The sequence below is a fragment of the Amycolatopsis sp. cg5 genome (genome assembly GCF_041346955.1).
Taxonomy (GTDB): Bacteria; Actinomycetota; Actinomycetes; order Mycobacteriales; family Pseudonocardiaceae; genus Amycolatopsis.
Map to the genome: position 1 here is coordinate 5,411,232 of NZ_CP166849.1, position 23,650 is coordinate 5,434,881.

The following is a 23,650-nucleotide window of genomic DNA, read 5'->3' on the forward strand; positions in this document are numbered from 1 at the left end:
CGCCGCCCACGCCCGAGCCTCACGAAGCGCCACCCGATCGCCGGGATACCGCACGAACAACCCGACCAGCTTGCCATCATTGTTCCCCAACGACTCAATCCGCAAATCACCGGCACGCAAACCCGACACCGGCACAAAATCCGCGGGCACCCCACCACGCTCGATATTCGCCTCCCCCACCGGCGCATAAACATCCGCAAAATAACCCGCCCCCCGCAAAGCCCCCGCGAAATCAAACCCCAACCCACCAAAATTCACCCGCCCACCACCACGCCGCGCCACCAACACCACCGGACGCTCCAGATCCGCGTCCAGCAAACCCCTGAACCCCGCATCCCCCAGCAACACCTCCCCCAACTCACGACCACCCAACTCCAACACCGCACCAGAACCCGTCGCGACCCGCGCGAAACTCCCATCCACAGAATCCACCGAAACGAAAACCGGATCCTTCCTCCTCGCCGACCACAATCCCGACCACCGCGCCGCCCCCCTCCTCACCGCCGCGACAAAATCCCGAACAACAGCCAGCTTCTGCACCTCACCCGGCACCGGAAAAGCAAACAAACCATCCGACACCACATGCGCCAACTCACCCAACAACGGCCGCGCACCCTCAACAAACACACTCCCCGGCGAGACGGTGATCACACCGACCTTGCCGAATTTGTACTCGCCCGTGTAGTCCCACGTTTGCCAAGGACCCGTCAACTCCCCCAGCTTCTCCACGAAGATGCCGGTCGCTTCGCTCGCCTTCGCTGCCGCAGTCGCCTTGGCGCCGTTGAAGACCAGCAACGGAGGCCGGACCGCACCCGCCGTCAACTGCCTGAAAGCCGACGACTTCGCCACCAGCTCCGCCGTCTGCTTCGGGCTGGCACTCGTTCGGCTGCCATCGGTGAGCAAATGAGAAAAGAAGTTGCCCCTATTGGACAAGTGGAGTTGAACTGGCCGGGTACGGGCACCGTCGGTCGCCGCGGCCCACTCCGCCATCCGCGGTTCCTCGCGCTGCACACCCGCCGCATCCGTGTCGACCTCCACCACCATCCGGAGGCTATGGTCGGTCGTCGCGGCGGCGAGCGCCCTCAACCGTGCGGCGTCGCCTCCTGGGGGATACGCCATACCAAACTGCCGGTCTCGACTGTCGAAGAGCGGAGTCCACACCACGTCATCGGGACGAATCTCCGACACACGCGCGAAACCGCCATTGGCCAAGACCGCCACGCCCGCGGCATCGAGCGCCAAAGCGACAGTCGCCGAACTCACCGCGCGATACGGGCCATCCCCTCGCAACGCCTCCGCGAATTCACCCGCCGCGTTGAACTCCGCGCGAGGATGGTTCGGATCCACCCCGACGAGCCGGACCATCACGGACGGATCGTCCACATACGGCTGGAACGCGGGCGAATTCCGCACATGCCTCGCCAACGTCACACCATCGATCAGCGCACCACCAACCAAGAACTTCCCATTATCCCCCTTGACATAAACCATGAAAGGCGCACTATGCGCTCGTACCGGCGGCAATGCGTGATGCAGGCGATCCCACCCCGCGCCCTCCGGCACCACACCGGAATCAAAACTCACCCCACCCGACGTCACAGCCGTCACCGCATGCTCAGCACCACGCGGAACATCCGGCACCAACACAGCCACCGCCACCGGACCAGGAATACCCGCAACCACATCGAAGTCCGGCGACACACCACCGGCGAACTCCGACCGCAGAAGATCCGCCACCACCTTGGCATCACGCGGACTCCCGCCGATCTCCACCTGCGGCACCGGCAAACCAGCAACCACCTGCGCCCCCACCGACACCCGCAACGCCGCGACCAAAGCCCGCAAATCAGCAAGATCACCCGGACCAACCAGAACCGGCCGCACCGCATCAACCCTATAGAAACGCTGACGACCCAACTCCGCGCTCGAGGAGCCATCGCTCACACCGCGCGCTTTCCCCAGCGTCGCGGCATCGCCGGCAACCGGCGGTACTGGCGCCGCAGCACCATCGGGCGCCAGTACCGCGAATGCCTCGTTCAGCTTCGTGACGACCTCTGTGGCCGGGTAGTCGACGTCCAGTGCTTCCAGCTCATCCAGCGCCGAATGGCCGAGATCGTCCGGAGGAAGCTGGATCTCGATCCGCGCCACCCGTCCCTCACCTGACGAAGCCACCACGCCGGCCACACTGACCGGAATCTGCTCCGGCTCTACCGGCAAGCCCAAGCGACCGAGCCGCACCGACTCCACAACCAACTCGGTCTGCAACACCGCCGCCACCACACCAGCACGACGCCGCCCCTTTTCCACAGCCCGCCCCGCCCCCTGCTTCAGGTGCACATGACCGAAACCCGTGATCGTCACCCTCGGCAACGCCACACCGTTACGTGTCGCCCACGCCGCAGCAGGCGCGACACGCCGCGCGACGTCACGCACCGCAGCCACATCCGGCCCGGACATCGTGTTGCCCAAAGTTCCGAAGCGCACCTCCACTGGCGGGATCTCGCGCGGCGCGAGATCCCGCAACGCCACCTCGGGCACAGCCTCTTCACCCGGCAGGACCTCGAGGAATCGCCCATCGGCATCGACCGTCCGGGTAGCGGTGAAGGTGCCGACGAACACCCTGTTGGTGGCGCCGAAGACCCTGGCAGGCCCCACGATCTGCCGCCACTCCATCGCGAACAGTTCCGCCGGAGTCGCCTCCTTCGCGGCGGGGGGCACCATCGAAAAACACTGACTGAGGAAAATCGGGGCCACTCGGGCGAGACCGGCGAGCCGATAGAGATCAGTACCTGCCACGATCCGCGCCGCACCCCGGCCCAACGTCACCCTGTCACCGATATGCAAAGGCCGATCGGTCTTCAACCCGAACACCAGTCCCGCAGGAGTCCCGTGACCATCCAAAGACCACGACGACCCCGCACCACCCGCGGACGGAGCGACCATTGGAATGAGCTGCCTACGGCCCTTGCGGAAATAGTATTTCTGCCGTACAGCAGAATCGTGCCGGCCCGCCAAGACCATGTCGTGTGCATCGATCTCGGTCAGTGGGAAGAACTGTCCGTGAGTGCCCAGTGCTTCGTTGGCGAGCGCGTAGGTGACCACGTCCTCCGGCCCCGGCAGAGGCGCCATCACGGTGCTGAACGTGCCACCATCCGTCGCGATCCAGCCTTGTCGTGACAGGGTAACGGGTCCCGAAAGATGATGAACTTGTCGCGAGAACCCGCCGGCCAGCAACGCATCAGAGAACTCGGCCGCACCTGTCGTCTCCCCGTCGAGCGCGATGAGAACTATCGGACGGTCCTTGACACCGCCCCGGCCCAGCATCGACCGCAGATCAGGCTCGTTACGCAGCACCCGGGCCAAGACCGCCGATGTCAGCTGCTGCACCACACCGTCACGCCGGACCGCCTGATAACCATCGGCACCGGCCCCACCGAACACGAAAGCCGGCACCATGGTGTCCGGCCACGGCGAATCATTGTCAACCCGCCCCACCAGATAGGCTCTCAGCCGGTCGGCGGTCGCGTTCGCCGCCCACGCCCGAGCCTCACGAAGCGCCACCCGATCGCCGGGATACCGCACGAACAACCCGACCAGCTTGCCATCATTGTTCCCCAACGACTCAATCCGCAAATCACCGGCACGCAAACCCGACACCGGCACAAAATCCGCGGGCACCCCACCACGCTCGATATTCGCCTCCCCCCGCGGCGCATAAACATCCGCAAAATAACCCGCCCCCCGCAAAGCCCCCGCGAAATCAAACCCCAACCCACCAAAATTCACCCGCCCACCACCACGCCGCGCCACCAACACCACCGGACGCTCCAGATCCGCGTCCAGCAAACCCCTGAACCCCGCATCCCCCAGCAACACCTCCCCCAACTCACGACCACCCAACTCCAACACCGCACCAGAACCCGTCGCGACCCGCGCGAAACTCCCATCCACAGAATCCACCGAAACGAAAACCGGATCCTTCCTCCTCGCCGACCACAATCCCGGCCACCGCGCCGCCCCCCTCCTCACCGCCGCGACAAAATCCCGAACAACAGCCAGCTTCTGCACCTCACCCGGCACCGGAAAAGCAAACAAACCATCCGACACCACATGCGCCAACTCACCCAACAACGGCCGCGCACCCTCAACAAACACACTCCCCGGCGAGACGGTGACCACACCGAGCAAGCCGTATCGGTATTCACCCGTGTAGTCCCACGTTTGCCAAGGACCCGTCAACTCCCTGAGCGCATCAATGAACCTCTTGTTGGAATCACCGGAATTCGCGCCCGACTTCCCGAGAGGCGAACTGAATATCACCAGCGAGGGCCGGACCTGGCCGCCGGTCAGCTGCCGGAAAGCCGACGATCGCGCCATTAGCTTCGCGGCCTCTTCGGGGTCGATACTGGTCCGGCTGCCATCGGTGAGCTCGTGGGCGAAGTCTTCTCCGGAGATGGACAGGAAGAGCTGGACTGGCCGGGTACGGGCACCGTCGGTCGCCGCGGCCCACTCCGCCATCCGCGGTTGCTCGCGCTCCACACCCGCCGCATCCGTGTCGGCCTCCACCACCATCCGGAGGCTATGGTCGGTCGTCGCGGCGGCGAGCTCCGCCACCTCGGCGTCCGCGACTTGCACGGGGTACCCCATACCAAACTGCCGGTCTCGACTGTCGAAGAGCGGAGTCCACACCACGTCATCGGGACGAATCTCCGACACACGCGCGAAACCGCCGTTGGCCAAGACCGCCACGCCCGCGGCATCGGGCGCCAACGGAGCTGTCGCCGAACCCACAGCGCGATACGGGCCGTCCCCTCGCAACGCCTCCGCGAATTCGGCCGCCGCGTCGAGTTCAGCGCGAGGATGGTTCGGATCCACCCCGACGAGCCGGACCCGCACGGACGGATCGTCCACATACGGCTGGAACGCGGGCGAATTCCGCACATGCCTCGCCAACGTCACACCATCGATCAGCGCACCACCAACCAAGAACTTCCCATTATCCCCCTTGACATAAACCATGAAAGGCGCAATGTCGGTCTCCGCAGGCGGCAGCGCCTGATGCAGGCGATCCCACTGCGCGCCCTCCGGGACCACACCGGAATCGAAGCTCACCCCGCCCGACGTCACAGCCGTCACCGCATGCTCAGTGCCATGCGGGACGTCCGGCACCAACACAGCCACCGCGACAGGACCAGGAATACCGGGAACGACAGCGATGTCCGGTGACACGCCACCGGCGAACTCCGATCGCAGGAGATCCGCCACTACCTCGGCATCACGCAGACTCCCCCCGATCTCCACCTGCGGCACCGGCAAACCAGCAACCACCTGCGCCCCCACCGACACCCGCAACGCCGCGACCAAAGCCCGCAGATCGGCGAGGTCGTCCGGGTCTGCCAGTACAGGCCGAGCCGCGTCGACCGCATAGAAATGCTGGCGGCTCAATTGCGCGCTCGTGGGCGCAGCGACGATACCGCTTGGTGCCACCAATGCGGTTCCATCTTGGGCTGACTGTGGAGCAGCGCTCGCTGCACCATCGAGCGCCAATTTCGCGAACGCCACGTTCAGTTTCGGGACGAATTCGCGGGGCAGCGTGTCAGCGCCCACGCCATCTAGCGCCGAATGGCCGAGATCGTCCGGGGGAAGCTGGATCTCGATCCGCGCCACCCGTTCCTCACCTGACGAAGCCACCACGCCGGCCACACTGACCGGAATCTGCTCCGGCTCTACCGGCAAGCCCAAGCGACCGAGCCGCACCGACTCCACAACCCATTCGGTCTGCAACACCGCCGCCACCACACCAGCACGACGCCGCCCCTTTTCCACAGCCCACCCGCGGCCCAGTTTCGGCTGCACATGGTCGAAACCCGTGATCGTCACCCTCGGCAACGCCACACCGTTACGTGTCGCCCACGCCGCGACGCGAACAACACGCCGCGCGACGTCACGTACCGCACTCACTTCCGGCCCGGACATCGTGCCACTCAATTGGCCGAAACGAACTTCCACTGGCGGGATCTCGCGCGGCGCGAGATCCCGCAACGCCACCTCGGGCACAGCCTCTTCACCCGGCAGGACCTCGAGGAATCGCCCATCGGCATCGACCGTCCGGTTAGCGGTGAAGGCATCGACGATGACCTTTTTCGTGGCGCCGAAGACCCTGGCAGGCCCCACGATCTGCCGCCACTCCATCGCGAACAGCTCCGCCGGAGTCGCTTTTCTGCCAGGTGGCGACGCCATCGAAGAACACTGACTGAGGAGAATCGAGGACGCTGAGTCTCGACCGGCGAGCCGATAGAGATCAGTACCTGCCACGATCCGCGCCGCACCCCGGCCCAACGTCACCCTGTCACCGATATGCAAAGGCCGATCGGTCTTCAACCCGAACAGCAGTCCCGCAGGAGTCCCGTGACCATCCAAAGACCACGACGACCCCGCACCACCCGCGGACGGAGCGACCATTGGAATGAGCTGCCCCTGAACGTCACGGAGATAGTATTTCTGCCGTACAGCAGAATCGTGCCGGCCCGCCAAGACCATGTCGTGTGCATCGATCTCGGTCAGTGGGAAGAACTGTCCGTGAGTGCCCAGTGCTTCGTTGGCGAGCGCGTAGGTGACCACGTCCTCCGGCCCCGGCAGAGGCGCCATCACGGTGCTGAACGTGCTGCCGTTCGTCGCGATCCAGCCATCACCCGACAAGGTCACGGGTCCCGAAAGATGATGAAGCTGACGCGAGAACCCGCTTACCAGCAACGCATCAGAGAACTCGAACGCATCTGTCACCCGCCCATCAAGCGTGACAAGCGCGAGCGGACGGTTCTTGACACTGCCCCGGCCCAGCATCGACCGCAGATCAGGCTCGTTACGCAGCACCTGCCCCAAGACCGCCGATGTCAGCTGCTGCACCACACCGTCACGCCGGACCGCGTGATAACCATCGGCACCGGCCCCACCGAACACGAAAGCCGGCACCATGGTGTCCGGCCACGGCGAATTACTGGCAGCCTGGCGCGGATTCGAACTAGCCAGATAAGTCCTCAGCCGGTCGGCGGTCGCGTTCGCCGCCCACGCCCGAGCCTCACGAAGCGCCACCCGATCGCCGGGATACCGCACGAACAACCCGACCAGCTTGCCATCATTGTTCCCCAACGACTCAATCCGCAAATCACCGGCACGCAAACCCGACACCGGTACAAAATCCGCGGGCACCCCACCACGCTCGATATTCGCCTCCCCCACCGGCGCATAAACATCCGCAAAATAACCCGCCCCCCGCAAAGCCCCCGCGAAATCAAACCCCAACCCACCAAAATTCACCCGCCCACCACCACGCCGCGCCACCAACACCACCGGACGCTCCAGATCCGCGTCCAGCAAACCCCTGAACCCCGCATCCCCCAGCAACACCTCCCCCAACTCACGACCACCCAACTCCAACACCGCACCAGAACCCGTCGCGACCCGCGCGAAACTCCCATCCACAGAATCCACCGAAACGAAAACCGGATCCTTCCTCCTCGCCGACCACAATCCCGACCACCGCGCCGCCCCCCTCCTCACCGCCGCGACAAAATCCCGAACAACAGCCAGCTTCTGCACCTCACCCGGCACCGGAAAAGCAAACAAACCATCCGACACCACATGCGCCAACTCACCCAACAACGGCCGCGCACCCTCAACAAACACACTCCCCGGCGAGACTTCGACTAAGCCATGTGTGTCAAATCGGGCCTCGCCCGTGTAGTCCCACGTTTGCCAAGGACCCGTCAACTCCCCCAGCTTCTCCATGAATACTCTGGTCGCACCGCTCGCTTTCGCGGCGGCATTCGCCGTGGCCACATTGAAGACCAGCAACGGAGGCCGGACCGCACCCGCCGTCAACCACCTGAAAGCCGACGACTTCGCCACCAGCTCCGCAGTGTCTTCCGGGTCAAAGCTCGTTCGGCTGCCGTCGGTGAGCCGATGAAGGAAGAAGTTGTTGTTATTGAGCAGGAAGAGCTGGACTGGCCGGGTACGGGTACCGTCGGTCGCCGCGGCCCACTCCGCCATCCGCGGTTGCTCGCGCTGCACACCCGCCGCATCCGTGCCGACCTCCAGCAGCATCCGGAGGCTATGGTCAGTCGCCATCGCGGAGACTTTCCCCAACCGAGCGTCCGCGGCTCCGGTGGAGTACCTCATGCCAAACTGCCGCCCCTGACCGTTGACCAGCGGAGCCCACACCACGTCGTCGGGCTGAATCTCCGATACACGTATAAAAACACCGCCGTTTGCCGGCACCGCCGTCCCCGAGGTGTCGAGCATCATGGGAGTGGTCGCCGAACTCACCGCGCGATACGGGCCATCCCCTCGCAACGCCTCCGCGAATTCACCCGCCGCGTTGAACTCCGCGTCCAGATGGTTCGGATCCACCCCGACGAGCCGGACCATCACGGACGGATCGTCCACATACGGCTGGAACGCGGGCGAATTCCGCACATGCCTCGCCAACGTCACACCATCGATCAGCGCACCACCAACCAAGAACTTCCCATTATCCCCCTTGACATAAACCATGAAAGGCGCACTATGCGCTCGTACCGGCGGCAATGCGTGATGCAGGCGATCCCACCCCGCGCCCTCCGGCACCACACCGGAATCAAAACTCACCCCACCCGACGTCACAGCCGTCACCGCATGCTCAGCACCACGCGGAACATCCGGCACCAACACAGCCACCGCCACCGGACCAGGAATACCCGCAACCACATCGAAGTCCGGCGACACACCACCAGCGAACTCCGACCGCAGAAGATCCGCCACCACCTTGGCATCACGCGGACTCCCGCCGATCTCCACCTGCGGCACCGGCAAACCAGCAACCACCTGCGCCCCCACCGACACCCGCAACGCCGCGACCAAAGCCCGCAAATCAGCAAGATCACCCGGACCAACCAGAACCGGCCGCACCGCATCAACCCTATAGAAACGCTGACGACCCAACTCCGCCTTCAGAGCGTCAGGACCCGGCACCGGGCCCAGATGTTCCGCGGGATCGAGACCAAGCCGAGGCGGCGCGTCGGCGGGCACCGGCAGTGTGTAGGACGCGGGCTCGGTACGCCCGCCCGGATACTGCGCCACCCAACCGTCGCCACCCACCTCCGTGAAAACCGGACGACCACTGACATCCACACCCATCTCACCGACACGCAACGCCGGACCCGGCCCATCAACACCCGCCCACAACAACCCAACCGGCCGATACACCACAATCCGCGCCGCGGCAGACAATTCACGAACAAACGAATCCAGGCCACCGACATTGCACGCATAAACACGAACCGGACCCGAACCATTCCACCCACCCGAACGCAACACCTGCCGCGCAACATCGGCATCACGGAACCCCCGGTCGATCAACACCAAACCGAAAACACCCGGCTCACGCGCCAGCAACGGAGCCGCACGCCCCCACCCCGAACCCAACCCACCCACCACAACACCAACACGAACCGAAGACGTCACCACACCGGCAGGCACCACCGACGGCACTCCAGCCCCCGCCGCCGCCCCACCTCCCAGAGCCGCGAACGCCTGGGTGATCTCTCGCATCACATCCACGGAAGGGTAGGCGAGACCAACCTTGGCGAGTGCTGACCGACCGAGGTCGTAGGCGGGCAACTGGACTTCGATGACTGTCTTCTGGCTGAAACCCCCCGTTCCCGCAGCACCAACCACCGTGACGGGAACATCCTGAGGCTGCAACGTGAGCCCCAGCAAACCCAGCCGCGCCGCCTCCACGACCAGCTCATCACGGAAAACCGCAGCTACCGCGTCTGCGCGGTTCTGGCCCTGCGCGTTGGCACCCGCCCCTGATGCCGTACGCCGCCAGTCACCGAAACCACGGATCGTGGCCATCGGCATATCCACACCATTACGCGAGGCCCACGCCGCAGCCCTGGCGACCTGCCGCGCGACCTGACGCACACCGTCCATGTCTTGGTGCGGAACAGCCGTGCTTCGCCGAGAAAACTCGATCTCCATGGTGGGAATCGCAGGCGGCGCAAGATCGGACAGCGGCACCTCGGGTGCGGGATCACCATCCGGCAAGGCCTCAGCGAACCGCCCTCCCGCTTGCACTGCCCGCAGACCGCTGAGCACGCTCGCAGCGGCGAGGTCAGTGGCGCCGAACACCGGCGCGGACCCGACGACTCGCGCCCACTCGGCCTTGAATGCCTCCGCGGGCGTCTGCAAACCCGCCCCCGGCACGGCCATCTGCGAACAATGACCAAGCAGAATCGGGGCGGCCGGGTGCACGCCAGCCCGGCGGTAAAGCTCGGTACCAGCCACGATCCGTGCACCGACGGCGCCACTCACGCCTATCTTGTCACCCAGGTGCAATGGCTGATCAGTCTTCAACCCGAACACCATCCCAGACGGGGACCCATGCCCGTGGAGGCTCCACATCGAGGTGGCCCTGGCGGCAAACGGGGAAACTGTCAGTATCTGACGCACCCCCGGTTGGCCGTCCAGCGCGCTCGCCGTCCGAGCGTAGTACCGTCGCTGCGCGGACGAATCACGCCAAGCGATCGAGTACATGTTGTGTCCGTCGGCCTCATTCGCAGGGAAGAACTGACCGTGGACGCCCAGGGTGTCGTTGGCCATCGCGTAGGTGACCACGTCGTCCGGACCAGGCAGAGGCGCGGGCAAAGTCTCGATCAGCGTCCCGTAGGTGATCACGGTCCCGTCCGGCGACAACGACACTCGCCCGGCGGTGTGATGGACCACACGGGCGAACCCGCCGGGCAGCAAACCCCGGGAGAACTCGGCAGCACCTTGTACCCGGTCGCCCAGGGACATGAAGACCAGGCTTCGCTGCAGCCCAACTCCAAATCGGGGCAACAACTCTCGCAAGCCTGACTTGCCTCGGAGGATCCGGGCCAGCGTCGCGACGCCGAACTGCTCGACCGCTCCGTCGCGACGGACCGCCTGATACTCCTGGGCCCCGCCGGCACCAACGCCAACACCGGTGAATACGAACGCGGGCACTGAACCCGCCCACGGGGCAGTCACGGCCGTCCGGGCCGAAGGCGAATGAGTTGTGCTCATCGCGTAGGTCCGCAGGCCGGCCGCCGTCGCATTCACCGCCCATGCCTTGGCTTGTTCGAAAACCTGGTCGTCGCCCGGGTAGCGCACGAACAGCGCGACCAGCAGATCATCCTTGTTGCTCAGCAGGTCGAGCTCCAGGTCCCCGGCCCGCAGAACCGACACCGGCACGAACCCGGTATTCGGGGTCAAGGCCACCCTGTCCCGCTCGACATGGCTCTCATCCTGGGGCGAGTAAACATCATTGAAGTAGTACGCCTCGCGCAGCGCGCCGGCGAAATCGAAGCCCAGACCACCGAAGTTCACCCGAGCGCCCCCACGCCGAGCCACCAACCACACCGGACTCCCGGCATACAGTTCCGACGCGAACGACGGCTCCGCCAACAACATCTCCGCGAGCAGGTCGCCACTCAGCTCCAGCACAGAACCCGAACGCGTCTCAACTCTCGCGAACGTACCGTCGGGCGAGTCCACCGACACCACAACACCAGTCAACCCCGCCGTGCCGTTATCAACAGCATCGGCGAAATCATTCAGCACCGCCGTCTGCGCCGCCACCGCCCCCACCGGGAAACCGAACACCGTGCCCGACTCCACATGCACCACATCCGCCAACGACGGCACCGCTCCCTGAGTGAACTCCTTGTTCTCGGGGATGTGGAAAGTGCCAGCTTGGCCGACGTAGAAGCTCCCGGTGTAGTCGTAGGTCAGCCAAGGTCCCGCCAGAGCGCGCAACTCGTTCAGTAAGCGGTCTGTCCGATTGGCCGAGCCTGCCGTGACAGGCGAGTTAGACCTGTTGATCACGAGCAGAAGCGGCCGGACCGAACCACCGGTCAACCGTTGGAACAACGCCGACTTCGCCAGCAACCCGGCAGTCTGCTCCGCGCTGAGCCAGTCGACACCGCCATCACTCAAAAGATGCGCGAAACCATCATCCGTGGGTTCCAGCACGAGCATGACCGGACGAGTTCGCAGTCCATCCGTCGCCGCCGCCCACGGCTGCATGGCCGGCTCGAGAACCAGCTTGCCCGCCGCGTCGCGAGAGGTCTTGGAGACGAACCGCAAGCTGTGATCTGAAATGGCGCCAGACCCTGAAGCCAACACGGAGGCTGGGCTTCCCGCCACCGCGTACCCCATGCCAAACTCGCGTCCGGACGTGTCTTTGAAGGACGCCCAGACCTCATCACCCGAACGAACCTCCGACACCCGCCGGAAGGAAAAATTCGCCGGAACCACCACCCCCGCCGCGTCCAACGCCAAAGGCCCGGTCGACGACTTCACCGACCGATACTCACCACCACCCCGCAACGCCTCCGCGAACTCCACAGCCGCAGGCAACTCACGCCCCGGCTTCCCCGGATCGACACCCACCAACCACACCGGCACCGAACGATCCACCGCAAAACGCCGGAACGACAGAGAACTCCGCACCCGAGCAGCCAGCTCAGTCCCACCGATCAACGCACCACCGACCAGGAAACTCCCATCCCGCCCCGTCACATAAACCAAGAAAGGCTTAGTACCGGCCCCCAACCGCGGCAACGCCTGATGCACACCGTCCCACGCATCCGCCCCCGACACAGAACCAGCGTCAAAACTCACCCCACCAGCCACATTCGCCGTCGGCGCATGCTCAAACCCAGCGACAACACCACCCGGACCCAGATGCTCCGGGGCATCCAGACCAAGCCGAGGCGGCGCGTCGGCCGAAACCGGTAACGCGTAGGACGCGGGCTCGGTACGCCCGCCCGGATACTGCGCCACCCAGCCGTCGCCACCCACCTCCGTGAAAACCGGACGACCACTGACATCCACACCCATCTCACCGACACGCAATGCCGGACCCGGCCCATCAACACCCGCCCACAACAACCCAACCGGCCGATACACCACAATCCGCGCCGCGGCAGACAATTCACGAACAAACGAATCCAGGCCACCGACATTGCACGCATAAACACGAACCGGACCCGAACCATTCCACCCACCCGAACGCAACACCTGCCGCGCAACATCGGCATCACGGAACCCCCGGTCGATCAACACCAAACCGAAAACACCCGGCTCACGCGCCAGCAACGGAGCCGCACGCCCCCACCCCGAACCCAACCCACCCACCACAACACCAACACGAACCGAAGACGTCACCACACCGGCAGGCACCACCGACGGCACTCCAGTCCCCGCCGCCGCCCCACCTCCCAGAGCCGCGAACGCCTCAGCGACATCCCGGACAACGTCAGGAAACACCGGATAACTAAGCCCGACCTTGGCCAACGCCGACTGACCAAGATCCGCCCCAGGCAACACCACCTCAACAGACACCTTCCGGCCGGCATCCGACGTCGCCATCGCACCCACCACCGCCACCGGAACATCCTGAGGCCGCAACGACAACCCCAGCAAACGCAACCGCGTCGCCTCCGCAGCCAACTCATCACCGAAAAGCCTCGCCACCGCCTCCGCCCTGTCACGGAAACCACTGATCGTGACCTTCGGCAGATCCACACCGTTGACCGCACACCACGCCGCGGCCCGGGCGACCCGCCACGACGCCTGGCGCACACCGTCCGCATCCTGTGGCGAAATATCCTTGCTCCCCGGGAGGAATTCCACCTCGGCAGCGGGAATCGCGGCCGCCGCGAGATCGGACAGGGGCACGACGGGTGCGGGATCACCGTGCGGCAACGCCTCGATGTACCCCCCGCCCTCCGTCACTGAGCGGAGAACAGTGACCGGGTTGGTTAGGGTTATCCCCGAGGCGCCGAACACTCTTCCGGGCCCCACGCGCTGCCCCCACTCGACCTTGAAGTCCTCCCCTGGCGTCTGCTGCCCCGCCGATGGCGCGGTCATCTGCGAACAGTTGCCGATCACGACCGGGCGGTCCGGTTTCGCGCCGGCCCGCCGGTAGATCTCGCTGCCAGCCACGATTTGCGCACTAACGGTACCGCTGAGGACCTGCGTGTCGCCCAGATGCAAGGGCTTATCGGTCTTCAACCCGAACGCCATTCCCTGCGGGTTCCCGTGCCCGAGGATGAACCATAGCGATTCGGCACTGCCGACGAACGGGGAAACCGTCGGCACGACACGCGTGACCGGCCGACCGGCCCCCTCGCCTGAGATACTGAAATAGTACCGCCGCTGCGCTGGCGAATCATGCTGGGCGGTCAAGTACATCGTGTGGGCGTCGGCCTCGTCCCTCGGGAAGAACTGCCCGTGCTCGCCCAGGGCTTCGTTGGCCATCGCATAGATGGTTACGTCGTCCGGGCCGGGAAGAGGCGCGGGCAGGATGTCGATCCGTGCCCCATCGGTGGTTATCCTGCCGTCCCGCGTCAACGACACACTTCCGGTGGTGTGGTGGACCACGCGGGCGAACCCGCCGGGCAGCAAGCCACGGGAGAACTCGGCAGCACCCGGTGCCCGGTCGCCCACCGCCATGAATGCCAGGCCTCGCTCAGCTCCGTCCCCGGATCGGGGCAGCAGGTCCCGCAAACTCGGTTCATTGCGCAGGACCCGGGCCAGTGTCGTTGTGTCGAGACGCTCGTTCGTCCCGTCCTGGCGCAGCGCCCGATGCCCCCCGGGTTCGGTGCTGGCGAACACGAACGCCGGCAGTGTCCCCGCCCACGGGGAGATCACAGATGTCCAGCCGGAAGCCGTACGGACCAGGTACGTCCCCAGGCTGGCCGCGGTCGCGTTCACCGCCCATTCCTCGGCCCGCTGGAGATCCTGGTCGTCGCCCGGGTAGCGCACGAACAGCGCGACCAGCTCGCCGTCCTTGTTGCTCAGCAGGTCGAGCTGCAGGTCCCCGGCCCGCAGAACCGACACCGGCACGAATCCGGAGTCGGGAGCCAGTGACAGTTCCAGTTGCCCCTCACCCTCCAACGCATGGACATCGTTGAAGTAGTCCGACTGGCGCAGCGCGCCGGCGAAATCGAAGCCCAGACCACCGAAGTTCACCCGAGCGCCCCCACGCCGAGCCACCAACCACACCGGACTCCCGGCATACAGTTCCGACGCGAACGACGGCTCCGCCAACAACATCTCCGCGAGCAGGTCGCCACTCAGCTCCAGCACAGAACCCGAACGCGTCTCAACTCTCGCGAACGTACCGTCGGGCGAGTCCACCGACACCACAACACCAGTCAACCCCGCCGTGCCGTTATCAACAGCATCGGCGAAATCATTCAGCACCGCCGTCTGCGCCGCCACCGCCCCCACCGGGAAACCGAACACCGTGCCCGACTCCACATGCACCACATCCGCCAACGACGGCAGCTCTCCCGGGGAGAAGTACTTGTCCTTATCGATGTAGAAATTGCCGACAGGGTCGGTGACGAAGCTTCCGGTGTAGTCGTAGGTCAGCCAAGGTCCCGTCAGAGCCTCTAATTTGCCCAGCAGGCGGTCCACCAGGCCGGTCGAGCCCGCGTTCACCGGCGAATCGGACCGGCCGATGGCCAGCAGAGTCGGCCGGACCGAACCACCGGTCAACCGTTGGAACAACGCCGACTTCGCCAGCAACCCGGCAGTCTGCTCCGCACTGAGCCAGTCGACACCGCCATCACTCAAAAGATGCGCGAAACCATCATTCTTCAGCTCAAAGACAATCGGAACCGGACGAGTCCGCAGTCCATCCGTCGCCGCCGCCCACGGCTGCATCACCGGCTCGTGACGCCTCGTACCCGCCGCGTCTGTAGAAGTCTCCAAGACGAAGCGCAGGCTGTGATCTGAAATGGCGCCAAGGCCTGACGCCAGCCACGCGGCTGGGCTTCCCGCCGCCGCGTACCCCATGCCGACTTCGCGTCCGGACACATCCTTCAACGACGCCCAGACCTCATCACCCGGACGAACCTCCGACACCCGCCGGAAGGAAAAGTTCGCCGGAACCACCACCCCCGCCGCGTCCAACGCCAAAGGCCCGGTCGACGACTTCACCGACCGATACTCACCACCACCCCGCAACGCCTTCGCGAACTCCACAGCCGCAGGCAACTCACGCCCCGGCTTCCCCGGATCGACACCCACCAACCACACCGGCACCGAACGATCCACCGCAAAACGCCGGAACGACAGAGAACTCCGCACCCGAGCAGCCAGCTCAGTCCCACCGATCAACGCACCACCGACCAGGAAACTCCCATCCCGCCCCGTCACATAAACCAAGAAAGGCTTAGTACCGGCCCCCAACCGCGGCAACGCCTGATGCACACCGTCCCACGCAGCCGCCCCCGACACAGAACCAGCGTCAAAACTCACCCCACCAGCCACATTCGCCGTCGGCGCATGCTCAAACCCAGCGACAACACCACCCGGACCCAGATGCTCCGGGGCATCCAGACCAAGCCGAGGCGGCGCGTCGGCCGAAACCGGTAACGCGTAGGACGCGGGCTCGGTACGCCCGCCCGGATACTGCGCCACCCAGCCCTCGTCTTCGGCTGGAGCGAAGACCGGCCTGCCGTCCGCGGTCAGCCCCAGGTCGCCGACACGTACCGCTGGGCCTGGGCCGTCGAGCCCTACCCAGGCGAGCTTCTTCGGCCGGTACACCGCCTGGCCGAGAGCGGCCGCCAGCTCGAGAGCGAACCTCTCCAGCCCGTAGACGTTGCAGGAGAGAATGCGAACCGGATCGATGCCGTTCCAGCCACCCTGGCGCAGTGCCGCGTGCGCGAAAGACACATCACGCATTCCGTGATCGATCAGCACCAGCCCGAAGACGCCGTCCTCCCGGGCGAGCCATCGGGCCGCCCGCCCCCAGGCGACATCGGGATCGCCGACCACCACGCCGGACCTGACCGGAGTCACCGTCCGAGGCCTGGGCGCCGCCACCGTGCCGGCCGACGGATCGAGTCCGAGCACCCGCGCGTACTCGACCACGTTCTGTTCGGCTTGGGGCACAGCGATTCCCGCTACATGGTCGTGCACTCGTCGCGCGGCGACGATGGTACGGAAGACGCGATCGCGGCTCACCAGGTTCCGCTGAGCCTCGGACGCGGGCGCGACGTCGCCCTGCGTCCGGTAGTGCTCGGACAGCAAGTGACCGGTCCGAGTGGTCAACGCGGCCACGACATCGGCGGGAAGTTTCGACGACGCCAGCGTCTCACGCGCCCGCTGCCACTGCCGTAACACGTCTTCGGGCAACAGATCCCGCACTCCGGCGGGCAGTACACCCAGGTTCCCTTGGCCGAGCCCGGCGATACTCCCGTCGTCGGCAAGTACTGCCGAGTCCTGAGTGGACGATACGCCGATTTCGCCTGCCCGGGCGGTGGATGCTCCTCCGTCAACGACGTTCAGCGCGTTCGCGGGTCGTTCGCGGTCCGTGAGTCCGGTGTTCTGATCGCCTCGGTCATCGTTCTGGCTTCCCGGGGTAGTGAGCGCGGCATGGCCGAACGCTTCCCGCAACGGCGCCACCGCCGAGCCGAGCCGCTCCTGCCAGTCCTGCCACCCCGTCCGTACCTGATCACCAGGCACGGACGTCGTCCGCAGATCCCCGAGCAGGCTGTCGTACTCCGCCTGGCGTCCCGCCAGGAACTCTTCGTTCAGGCCCGTTACGGCAGTCTCCGGAAGCACCGCATCGGGGTGCGCCGCGCGCCACTCGTTCAGCTCGTCGGAGAACGCGCGATCAGCGGCGTTCAGCGCGTTCGCGAGGCCCTCGTGATAGGTGAACTCCTCCACGGGGAGGCGTGGGCCGGTGTCGGCGGGCGGCGCGGACCGCTCGGGAGGTGGGGCCGTGGGCGGGGCGTTGGGCTGTGCGGAGCCGGGATCGACGGTGGGGTGGTGGGAATTGGGCTGCAACACCGGCACGAGGTCGCGCAATCGCTGTTCGGCACGGCCCAACGCGGGGGCGTCGGTTTGGGCGAGCGCATCCCTGTACTGGATCACCGCCATCTGCACATCGGGGTTCGAGGAGAGCTGGAAGATCTTGTCTTCAGGCGAGGAGTAGTAGACGACGCTGCCACCGCCACCACTGCGGGCGGCGCGGTTCTCAGCCTGGATGTCGATGTCGGCGGAGATCTCGGAACGCGCCGTGATCCGCACCATCAGGTCGCCCTGCTGTTTCGCTTCCTTGCTCGTGGCGATGTCGACGCCGCGGGCGCCCTGCATGTTGATAACCAACACTTTCCCCACGGAGCCGGCGTCGTCGATCACCTTCTTGAAAGCTGTGTCGAAGTCCTTGCCCTGGGCGAGGACCCACTGGGCGTCGACGGCCATGTGCTCGACACCTCGGTCGTCGAGCAGCCCCGAGATCTTCTTCACCTCGCTGTTCCGGGTGGCCAGTATCAGCTGCGGCCGCCCGGTTCCCCCTTGCTCCCGGTTCTGCATCGCAGCGGTGTCGTCGGCCAGTTTGGCCAGTTTTCCGTCTCTGGTGGGGAGAACGACGTCGTCGTGCTTCTGCAGCCGCGATTCGTAGTACCGCGGAATGTTTTCGACCTTCCCCGAAAGGCCTTTCTCCGCGAACGTCTTCTCGTGCCCCAGCGCGGTGCCCGACGCTCCGGTCTTCTCCGCGTACTCGGGCATCGCGAGCAGTTCCTTGACGTCCAACTGCTTGCTGCCTGCGGAGTCGTTGCGGACGTCCAGTCCGTGCCGGTACTCCACCGCCTGAGCCAGACCACCGTTCCAGCGACTCTCGGACGAAGTCCTCGGGTTCTGCATCGTCTGGTGGGTGGTCTGGTCGATGATGACGACCTTGCCGTTGCTGATCGTGTAGTGGTCTTCTTCGATGTACTCCCACTTGGCCGCGGCGGCCATGTTCACCCGCTTGACCTCTTCCTCGGTCATGGGGCGGCCTAGCAGCAGTTCCAGCTTCTCCTTGCCCGCCGCGGTCATGCTGGCAGGCCCGCCTTCTTGACCGGGCCGGCGCCCGAAGTCCGCTTCCTGAATCCATCCGCTGGCGGAGCTGTCGTCCAGGAGATCGTGCGCCCAGGCCACCTGCTCGATGACCTCACTGGACGCCGTGTTCTGCACGCCTTCGCTCAGGATGTACTGGGCGTTCGAATACACCACGCCCTCGTCGACCTCGTCGATGCTCGCCGCGAGCCGGAGCGCGTCGCCGGCTTTCTCCTGGCCGGGGAGGATGCCGTGCTTGAGGTAGGTGAATCCGCTTTCTTCGAGCGTTCCGACGTACACGGTCGGACGCCCGGGTTCAGGTCTGGCAGGCGGCTTGTCGGAGTCGACCCGGTGCACGTCGACCCCGAGCTGCGTCAAGTGCTCGCGGTAGACCTCCATCTCGCGATCGGCCAAGATGTCACGCGTCGTGTTCACCTGCACCGCGTCGACCCCCTGCTTCCATGACGCCAGTGCCGCGTGCGCGAAGAACAACCACGATTTGCCCTCCCCTGCCGCCATGTTCACCACGCGGTGCTCGAGGAACGCGTGCACCGCGGCGGCCTGGGTCCACCGCAGCGCGATCCCCTTGTTGCGCCGGATCAGCTCGAACACCGCCGCGAAGGCGTCGTCCGGTGCTTCCCTTCCTCGTGAGTACAAGTCCTTCAGCTGCTCGTCGGTCAGGTTGGGCAAACGGCGTTCCTCCGGAATACCGGTGCCAGAGCGGGCGGAGATGTCGAACAAGGTCTTCGCCGCCGCATGCGCCTTGTTCGCGCTCGCCAGCCATCCCTCGTACTCCACCGCGTCCAGGCCGTGCTCGATCCAGCCGCCTTCCCCGTCGGGGACGAACACCAGCGGCCGCGGAAGCCAGCCACCGTCCTGGTCCTTCAGCTGCCGGTACGCCACCACCTTTTCGTCACCGCCGTGCCGGTCGAACACACGCTCGCTTTCGGCGGGCAGCTCCGCGACCAGCGACCCATCGGCCCGCTCCAGCCGATGGGGCGCGTCCATCTTCAGCGCCCGCACCTCGCCCGCATTCGTCCGCGGCGACGACCAGTTCCCGTCGAGGCCGCGATCGAGACTCGCTCCGTCCGGCAGCACGACATGCCGCAGCTGGCCCTTCGCGTCGAACAGCCCCCGTGCCCCCTGAGGCAGTTCGGCGGCGCCGTCGAGCGCACCCTGCCCGTCCGACCGGTACCACCCGTCGGCACCGCGCACCCAGCTCGTGCCCGCCGCTGTCTGGTTTCCCGGCCACGCGACACCACCTGGCGGTCCGTCTGCCAGAGCATGCTGCCCGGTGTCCGTTCGCGCGGTCTCGGAGGAGGTGCTCCGGATGGTGTCGTCGATCCTCGCGATGTCCGCCTCGGTCAACCGCGCGGGGTCCGCGCCGCCGGGCACCGGGCCACCCATGACCGCGGGCTTGACACCGACGAACTCCAGCAGCTTCCCGACCGCCGCGTCAGTGTCGCCCAGCTTCCAGACGCGTTGCCCCCGCACCGAGGAACGCCGCACGACTTCGACCGGAACCGCGCGCGCCCCGTCTCGCTCCCACCCGGGTCGAGGCGAGCCATCCGGCGTCTTCGCCTCGACCACCAGATGCAGCTGGTCGCCATTCGGGAGCCGGTGACGGCCGTTGACCACCTCGTCCAGCGCCCGCTGGATCTCCGGTACCCAGGCGCGCCGGTTGCGCGCGCTCACCGAGCCTGACTTCGACACCAGGTCAAGCGGGACAGACAGCTCCTGGACCCACCGCCCCGGCGACACTTCACCCCGCCGGGAATCGAAGCGAACCTGCCGGGCTTCGCCACCCGGCTCGTGGTGCTCAGCGCGGTGCCGGGTCGGCGGCACCGTGTCCCGCATGGCGCCCCACTCCACCAGGTGCTCTGTGCCCGGCGCCTGCCCGCCGGTACGACCACCCGGATCGCCAGAGTCGACCAGGTGCTCCGGCCCGCTCGAGGCCGGACGGTCCGTCGCAGCCCGCGCTTCCCCGACATCCCGCGCGTCCAGGCCATCACCCGGTTTGTCTCCGGCCCGCGTTTCCGGAGCCGTCACCACGCGCGGCGGCTTCGCGTCGTGCGATCCGACCGCGCGCCCGTCATCGCTCTTGGCCGGCACGGCCGGTGCGTCGCCGGATGCCCGGTTCGACGGCGAAGACTCCAGCCGCGAAGGCTGGTGCCCGCTCGAGCTGTCCCGGCCGAGAGTGGAATCCGCGACCGGCTTCCCGCTCGGGGACGGAGGACCGTCGCCGCCCTTGGGTGGAACCGGCACCGCGCTCTCGCGACCACCAGCCGGTGCGGACTGGCTCCCGCTCAGGAATTGCTGCGCCGCCGACCCGCTCTCGGCGGCGGCACGGCCCTGCGGCCTGGCGGTCGCGTCTGTGGTGGCGGCTTGGTGACCCGGGCCACCGTTCGTGGTCACGGCCGGGCGGCTCTGACCGGCTTCGGTCCGCCCGGTGGGCTCTCCCGCCGTCGGCCCCTGCTGCCCGCCGCCGCTCGTCGCGGGACGTATATCCGCGCCCGTGCGCGCCGGCCCGCCTGTTGTGCTCGTCGCGGACTGACCGGGCGCGCTCGCGGGAACGGACCCACCCGAGGTGCTCGTGGCGGGCTGCGCCGCGGAACCCGATCGCGCCGGCTGCTCCCCCACGCCCGGCTGCGCCTGCCCACCGGAGGCCGCTGGGGCAGGCTGGCTTCCCGCGCTCGGCCGCGCATCCACACCGCCGTTCGACTGCGCCGGACCGCCCGTTGTGCTCGTCGCGGACTGACCGGGCGCGCTCGCGGGCGCAGGCCCACCCGAGGCGCTCGTGGCGGGCTGCGCCGCGGAACCCGATCGCGCCGGCTGCTCCCCCACGCCCGGCTGCGCCTGCCCACCGGAGGCCGCTGGGGCAGGCTGGCTTCCCGCGCTCGGCCGCGCATCCACACCGCCGTTCGACTGCGCCGGACCGCCCGTTGTGCTCGTCGCGGACTGACCGGGCGCGGTCGCGGGCGCAGGCCCACCCGAGGCGCTCGTGGCGGGCTGCGCCGCGGACGCACCCGCGGGAACAGGCCCACCCGAGGTGCTCGTAGCGGGCTGCGCCACGGGACCCGACTGCCCACCAGCGCTCGCAGCAGGCCGCGCATCCACACCCGCACCCGACTGCGCCGGACCACCCGACGAACCCACCACCGGCTGACCAGGCGCGGTCGCGGGCGCAGACCCACCCGAGGCGCTCGTGGCGGGCTGCGCCACGGACACACCCGCGGGAACAGACCCACCCGAGGCGCTCGTAGCGGGCTGCGCCACGGGACCCGACTGCCCACCAGCGCTCGCAGCAGGCCGCGCATCCACACCCGCACCCGACTGCGCCGGACCACCCGACGAACCCACCACCGGCTGACCAGGCGCGGTCGCGGGCGCGACGCTCTCGGCAGGCCGGGTGACCGACCCCACCGAGGACTGTCCTGTTGTACTGGTCGCCGGTCGCGAGGCCCCACTCCCCGCGGAGTGGCCAGACGCTCCGGCGGTCGCCCCAGCCGCCGGCTGTGCCGTCGTGGCCGGGGCGGGGGTGAACAACTGCCCGAGTTCGGCACCGTCGCTCGACACAGGCCGCGACACGACCGAAGCCTGGTCTCCTGTCCGCGTGCTCGAGGCAGGCTCGCTGACGGCTGGCCCCTGCTCTCGCGTGCTCTTTTCGGTCGCCGAGGGCACTTCGGCTTCCGTGGTCGGCTTGGGAATCACCAATGCCGGTTGCTCGCCGGTGGGCTTCTCGCCCAAGCCAGGGGCCTTCAGATCGAGGTTGCCGAGGTCGACGTCCACCGTCTTCACCTCGGCGGATGACGACGAGAACTTCGGCATGCCGTATCCGGACAGCCCGCCCAGAATGCCGCCCCAGAACGCGTCGGGGTTGTTCAACACCGAATTGACGATCGGGTTGCTCCAGGCCACCGACGCGACCTGCCCTGTCGCATAACCGACATGCCCCAGCACCACAAGACCTCGGGGGATGCTCTTCCCGAGCTGGGAGGCCGCCGATTTCGCGGCCATCACGACCAGATGGGAGCCGAACGTCATCACGCCCGACGCCCCGCCGCCGATTGCGCCGCCGACAGCGGCCTTCCAGACCGAGTCCTTGTCGAACTCGTCCTTCGTCCGGGTGTGCGCCGCGATCTGTCCACCTTGGATGGACGCGTCCGTGGTGGTCATCACGGTGGCGCCGATCGCGGCGGAGGTCCCGATGTGGGTCGCCGCGGTCTTGATGTACGGCGCAAGGTGCACCGCCGCCTGCTTGACGGCCTCGAAGCTCAATCTCTGGAGCGCGATCGACTGCAGCTTGCCGATCAGCTGCTGCATGATGATGCGCATGGTCAGCTGCGCGGCAGCCTCGACCACGGGGATCGCCCACGCCTGGACGATGGAGATCGCCAAGAGCACGATCTGGATCAGCGCCATCGTCGCCGCGACGATGATCATTATCTGGGCTTTTTCGATGTCGGCAGCGGATTTACGCGCCGTCGACGTAAGACTCTGGGCGTTCTGTGCCAGCTGATCCAGTGCCTCGAGGAGGTTCCCGTCCAGCCATTTCCCCATCGCTTCCGCGAATTCGCCGTCCATCGCGGCGTCCAGATCGATCCCCCGCGCCCGGACGATCGAGGCGAACTGTTCCAGCGCCGGACCGAATTCCTCCCACGCGTGCGAAATCGCCCGCAGGCTGCGCACGTTTCCCTCAGGCCACTCCATTCCCAGAGCGACTTTCAAGAATCGCTGTAGTTTGGCAGGC

At 66.6% G+C, this 23,650-nt stretch carries 1 protein-coding gene (running past one end of the window); it reads right to left on the reverse strand.

What is annotated here, in order from left to right; translation table 11 throughout:
- Positions 1–23,589, reverse strand: the 5' portion of a protein-coding gene (locus AB5J62_RS24175; RefSeq protein WP_370942210.1) for a hypothetical protein. 13,365 nt of this gene lie to the left of the window's left edge; 23,589 of the gene's 36,954 nt are visible here — the first part of the coding sequence; the start codon lies at positions 23,587–23,589; its stop codon lies off the left edge, out of view.
- Positions 23,590–23,650 lie beyond the last annotated feature (61 nt).